This is a genomic window from Mesorhizobium sp. WSM4844, assembly GCF_055811775.1.
The window spans coordinates 1-4,777 of sequence record NZ_JBVVQB010000115.1 but is presented as its reverse complement, the minus strand read 5'-3'; the positions used below and the strand labels follow the sequence as shown (position 1 = coordinate 4,777).

Annotated in this window: 3 protein-coding genes and 3 pseudogenes; 3 read left to right on the top strand and 3 right to left on the bottom strand. The window is 58.4% G+C overall.

All coding sequences use genetic code 11. The features are described from left to right. The 3 genes and pseudogenes from AC0L2A_RS35785 to AC0L2A_RS35775 all read left to right on the top strand — a co-directional run. A partial coding sequence (locus tag AC0L2A_RS35785) for a substrate-binding domain-containing protein (protein WP_473612885.1) occupies positions 1 to 510 on the top strand: 510 nt, incomplete at its 5' end. Positions 511 to 782: 272 nt separating this feature from the next. After that, positions 783 to 1,253, top strand: a complete 471-nt coding sequence (locus AC0L2A_RS35780; protein ID WP_473612884.1) for a GNAT family N-acetyltransferase — start codon at positions 783 to 785, stop codon at positions 1,251 to 1,253. Between the two features lie 122 nt (positions 1,254 to 1,375). Further along, a pseudogene (locus tag AC0L2A_RS35775) lies at positions 1,376 to 2,230 on the top strand (NAD(P)H-dependent oxidoreductase). 168 nt (positions 2,231 to 2,398) lie between these two features. On the opposite strand, the pseudogene ggt reads toward AC0L2A_RS35775, so the two are convergent. The 3 genes and pseudogenes from ggt to AC0L2A_RS35760 all read right to left on the bottom strand — a co-directional run. Then, a pseudogene (gene ggt, locus AC0L2A_RS35770) lies at positions 2,399 to 3,984 on the bottom strand (gamma-glutamyltransferase). A 259-nt stretch (positions 3,985 to 4,243) separates the two neighbouring features. Further along, positions 4,244 to 4,477 (bottom strand): hypothetical protein, encoded by a 234-nt coding sequence (locus AC0L2A_RS35765; protein ID WP_473612887.1) that lies wholly within the window; start codon positions 4,475 to 4,477, stop codon positions 4,244 to 4,246. Between the two features lie 71 nt (positions 4,478 to 4,548). Continuing rightward, positions 4,549 to 4,704 (bottom strand): annotated as a pseudogene (locus AC0L2A_RS35760) (ectoine/hydroxyectoine ABC transporter substrate-binding protein EhuB); the annotation flags it as partial. Between the last annotated feature and the right edge of the window lie 73 nt (positions 4,705 to 4,777).

Below are 4,777 nucleotides of genomic sequence, written 5' to 3'. Positions count from 1 at the left end.
TGCCGCAATGTTCTGTTCAGCGAACCGGTCGCGGTGGAGAACGGCGCGTTGCTGGTGCCGAAGGGGAACCCCGAAGGCCTGCATTCTTTCGAGGATGTGCGCGACAAGGGGCTCACGCTCGTGACTGGTGCTGGTTACACTTCGGTTGAGGCGGCGCAAAAGTTGGGTTTCGCCGCCGATAAGCTAATGCAGGTCGCCGGACCGCCGGAGATATTGCAGGCTGTGAAGGCCGGCCGTGCCGCCGCAGGCTCTCTGGATTTCTTCAACGCGACTGGCCTTATCAAGAAGGACAAAAGCGTTGAGCTGGCCGAACCGTTTGCCTCACCCACCCCCCCGGGGTACGCAGCCATCGCCTTTTCGCTCGACGACCAGCCTATGGTCGACGCGTTCAACGCCGTATTGAAAGATTATGTTGGCTCCGACGAGATGATGGCAATATTCCGCAAATACGACTACGGCAAAGCAAACCTGCCTGACGGCAAAAAGACTGCAGACCTCTGCAAGGACTGACCATGTGGAACTCATCGGATCCCACGCTCTGTGGCGGGAATCCGATGAGCAACCGGAGCCTGAGATGCTCCATTACGGCTGATGGTTGCCGACAGCGTGGTTCGCTCCAAGCGACACACTGACTGTTCATCGGAGCACAGATCTACGCGCTACAGCGCCCGGCAATGACGGCCCGGGCGCGGCCGGGCTCGCGTGCCACCTCGGCAGCGGCGTTACCTTGATATGTGCCGCTGTTACCCCGCGTGTCTGAGCTAATGAACGAGGAGAATTTTGTGAAAATCAGAGCTGTACGGCCAAGCGATCTTTCTCAATTGCGCAAGCTTTGTGACGAACACATTGCCTTGGAAGGATCGAGGATCGCGGACCGAGACCTCAGCCCTTATTGGAACTCAGCCTTCTTTGGACAACCTGCCCAGTTGTACGGTTGGGTTTGCGACGAAGGCGGCGATGGCCATGGAACCCTTCGCGGATACATGACCGCGTCGATCCGACTTTGGACATGGTCTTCAAAACCCCACCTCTATCTCGATTGTATTTACCTTCAACCAAATATGAGACGGTCGGGCATGGGGAGAGAAATGTTCGGGGTATTAACGGAATTTGCCCGCGCAAAGGCATGCGAAGAAATCCAGTGGCGAACACTCTCTTCCAATGAAGCGGGCATGGCGTTCTATCACTCGCTCGGCGCAGTAGCAGTGGCCGACACAACGCGCTGGAGTGAGTGGAGTCTCCGTATCAACTAACGTTTGTGTAGAAGCTTTCCTCTGGATCAGCGAAACGTCATCATCGTTGCGACCATGACGACTCGCAAATTTCAATATGGATCTGGCCAGGAACCTGGCAACGAATGCCTTGGTAAGCACAAATGCAAGCGCTGATACTCCTCGCACATCCCGAGAAACACTCTTTGAATGCTCAACTGGCTCGAAGCGCCAAAGAGAAATTTGAATCGAATGGCAACACTGTAGAACTCGTGGATCTCTATCGAGAGGAATTTGATCCGCTTGAAGGAGGCAGTCACTACACCAAACGCATAAACCAAGCTTTCTTTAGCGCCGAAACGGAACAACGTCACGCTTCAGAATTGGAGGCTTTGCCTCCAGATGTAATGGGTGCGATCGATCAACTCGATAGGGCCGACCTGATTGTTTTCCAGTTTCCTCTTTGGTGGTGGTCGATGCCGGCATATCTTGAAGGGCTGGATTGACCGGGTCTTCGTGTCGAGAAACGTATACACCAGCAATATGCGCTACTGTGACAAAGGACGATTTCGGGGAAGCGCGCGTTCCTTTCCGTCACGACCGGTGCGCCGGCGCCAGCCTTTGGTCCAGATGGCCGAGCTGGAAACATCGACCTAATCCTGTGGCCCATTCACTTCGGCCTTTCATATGTTGGCTTCGAGGTGTTGCCGCCGCATTTGTCCTTTGGCGTCACAAGTGACTCCGCCAATTCCTGTCAGCTCCTTGGAGACGTACCTTCCCGATTGGAAGCGTTGCATAGACACATAGACGAACTTGAAAGCCTTGGGCCAATTCCGTTCAACGGGGCGAAAGATTGGGACAATCAAGGTCGGCTAAAATTGGATGCGGCCAGTTTCAGTCCCTTTATCCGGCACCCAGATCGGGGGATCAACGTTGAGGTATCAAGCAGCCCGTGCGACCGCGATGACTTTCCATTCCTCGTTTTAGACGATTGCGATGCCCGCGCAAAAGCCCGTTAGCGTCCCGAGGCCTTTGAAAGGTCCGCCATCTCATGTTCGTGCAAGAAATTCCGTTCCGGATCGCGAGCACCCGCTGAGCGTTCCTCGCCACGTGTTTCAGTCGGCTTCTCCAACCGCAGCGCCGGCTCGACAAAGCCGGACGTTCATGGCGAAGCCGCTGTAGAACTCTCAATATCCGAGTGCCATCCCGTCTTTGCGCGGATCGGACGCACCTGTCAGCGTTCCCCTCTCCCAATCGATCATCACCGCTTGGCCACCACCGAGCGGATAGTGCGGTTCCGCCACCTGATGACCTCGCCGGCGCAGATCGTCGGCCACGTGTGCCGGAACGTTGCGCTCTGCTTGGATGCGCCCGTCGTTGTAAAAGACGCGGGGCGCATCCAGCGCCTGCTGCGGGTCCATGCCAAAGTCGATCAGGTTCGTAAGCAGATGGACATGGCCGAAGGGCTGGTAACCGCCGCCCGTAACGCCAAACGGCATGACCACGCGACCGTTCTTTGTCATCATGCCAGGCATGATCGTGTGCATCGGACGCCTGCCAGGGGCGATGCAATTGGGGTGCTTGGGATCAAGGCGAAAGCTTGTGCCGCGGTTCTGCAGCACAACACCCGTCTTCGGGCCGACAACACAGCTACCGAACGAGGTAAAGGTCGAGTTGATGAAGCTCACCGCGTTGCGGTCCCGATCGACGACGGAGATATATACCGTGTCGCCGCCAGGCAGTTGGACCTGGGGCAAGTGCGTCATCGCATGCTCACGATCGATCACCGCGCGCAGCCTGTCGGCATAAGCGCCGGATAGAAGCTTCTTGACCGGCACTGCCACATGGTCCTGGTCGCCGATGAGAGTGTCGCGATCGCGGTAGGCCAGCCGCCCCGCCTCGATCTCCAAATGGAGTCGCTCCGCGCCATTGGGATCGAGCGCGCTTAACCCGAAGCCGGAGAGCACGTTCAGCATCAGCAGCGCCGTCAGCCCCTGATGTTCGGTGGCATTTGATGGATTCCATATCCCCCATAGGCAATGCCGACCGGTATCTTGTAGTCGCCTTTGGTTGCGGCAAAGTCATCGAGCGAATGCAAGCCTCCTAGCTCACGAAGGCGTCCAACGATATCTTCGGCCACTGGGCCTTCATAGAAAGCGCGGCCGCCCCGCTCGGCAATGATGCGCAGCGTCTGGGCAAGTTCCGGCTGGCGATGGACGTCTCCGGGTCTCGGTGCCTTGCCGCCGGGCAGGAAAATGCGCGCGGCCGCCTCATCGCGCAAAAGATCGGTCTGCGTTTCTTTCCAGTCGAAGGCAACGCGGTCGTGCACGACATAGCCGTTTTCGGCATAATGGAGGGCGGGCGCCAGCGCTTCGGCTATTCCTTTGCGGCCATGGTCCTCAAGGAGCCGGCACCAGGCGTCGACAGCACCAGGAACGGTAACCGCGTGCGGACCTTGCTCCGGGATTTCGCTGAAGCCGTTCTCCAAATACCAATTCACGGTTGCCGCCACCGGCGCACGGCCAGAACCGTTAAAGGCCAGGACCTCGCCCTGGCCCTTTGGGCAGTAGAGAACAAAACAGTCGCCGCCGATCCCGGTCGATTGCGGCTCGACAACGGCCTGCACGGCGGCGGCGCAGACCACCGCGTCCATGGCATTGCCGCCAGAGCGCAGCATTTCGATAGCGGCAAGCGTCGACAACGGATGCGAGGTCGCGGCCATCGCCTCTGTGGCACGGACCGGGGAGCGGCCTGGAAACTGGAAGGCACGCATGCTTTTCGATATCCCTGCTTAGCGCAAGCGCCGACGAATTTGGGTGGCGGACAACGGAACGATCGATAGGTCGGTCAGGCAAGTCGAATGGCGCAATGTTCGGCGTGCAGTTTGACCATGCGGCGTGTCAACGTCTTGCCACCCCGCAGCAGCGTGAAACCCAGAAACCACAACCGATTGCAGTCGGCCGACTTGAAGCAAAAAGGCATCCCCAGTCGGTGCTGGGTGTGCCTTCAGGCACGTGGTTCAGGAATGGCCGTCAATCCTTGCAAGCCTCGGCGGTTGTGGTACCGTCCGGCAGGTTGCCCTTGCTGTAGCCGTATTTGCGAAATACTGCCATCATCTCGTCAGAGCCGATATAGTCTTTCAACACAGCGTTGAACGCGTCAACCGCTGCATGCTCCTTGAGCGAGAAAGCGATGGCTGGATGTTCGTTGGGGCCCGGCGGGGTGTAGGGGTCAGCCACCTCGATGCTGGGATCCTGCTCCGCCAAGGTCGTCGCGTTCTGCTGTAGAGCACACCGGCGGCGGCGCGGCCAGCCTTCAAAGCCTGTACGACCTCCGGCGGCCCAGCCACCTGCATGACCTTGTCGTCTGCGATGCCAAGCTTTTGCGCCAGCTCGACCGCGGTGGTGCCTGTCACAATCGCCAGGGTGAGCCTCTTCTCACGCACATCCTCAAAAGAATGCAGTCCTTCCGGGTTGCCCTTGGCCACAAGCATCGAGTCATTGCTCGAAGCGACAGGTTCGCTGAATAGCACGTTGCGGCAGCGCTCCGGCTTAATCCACATGCCG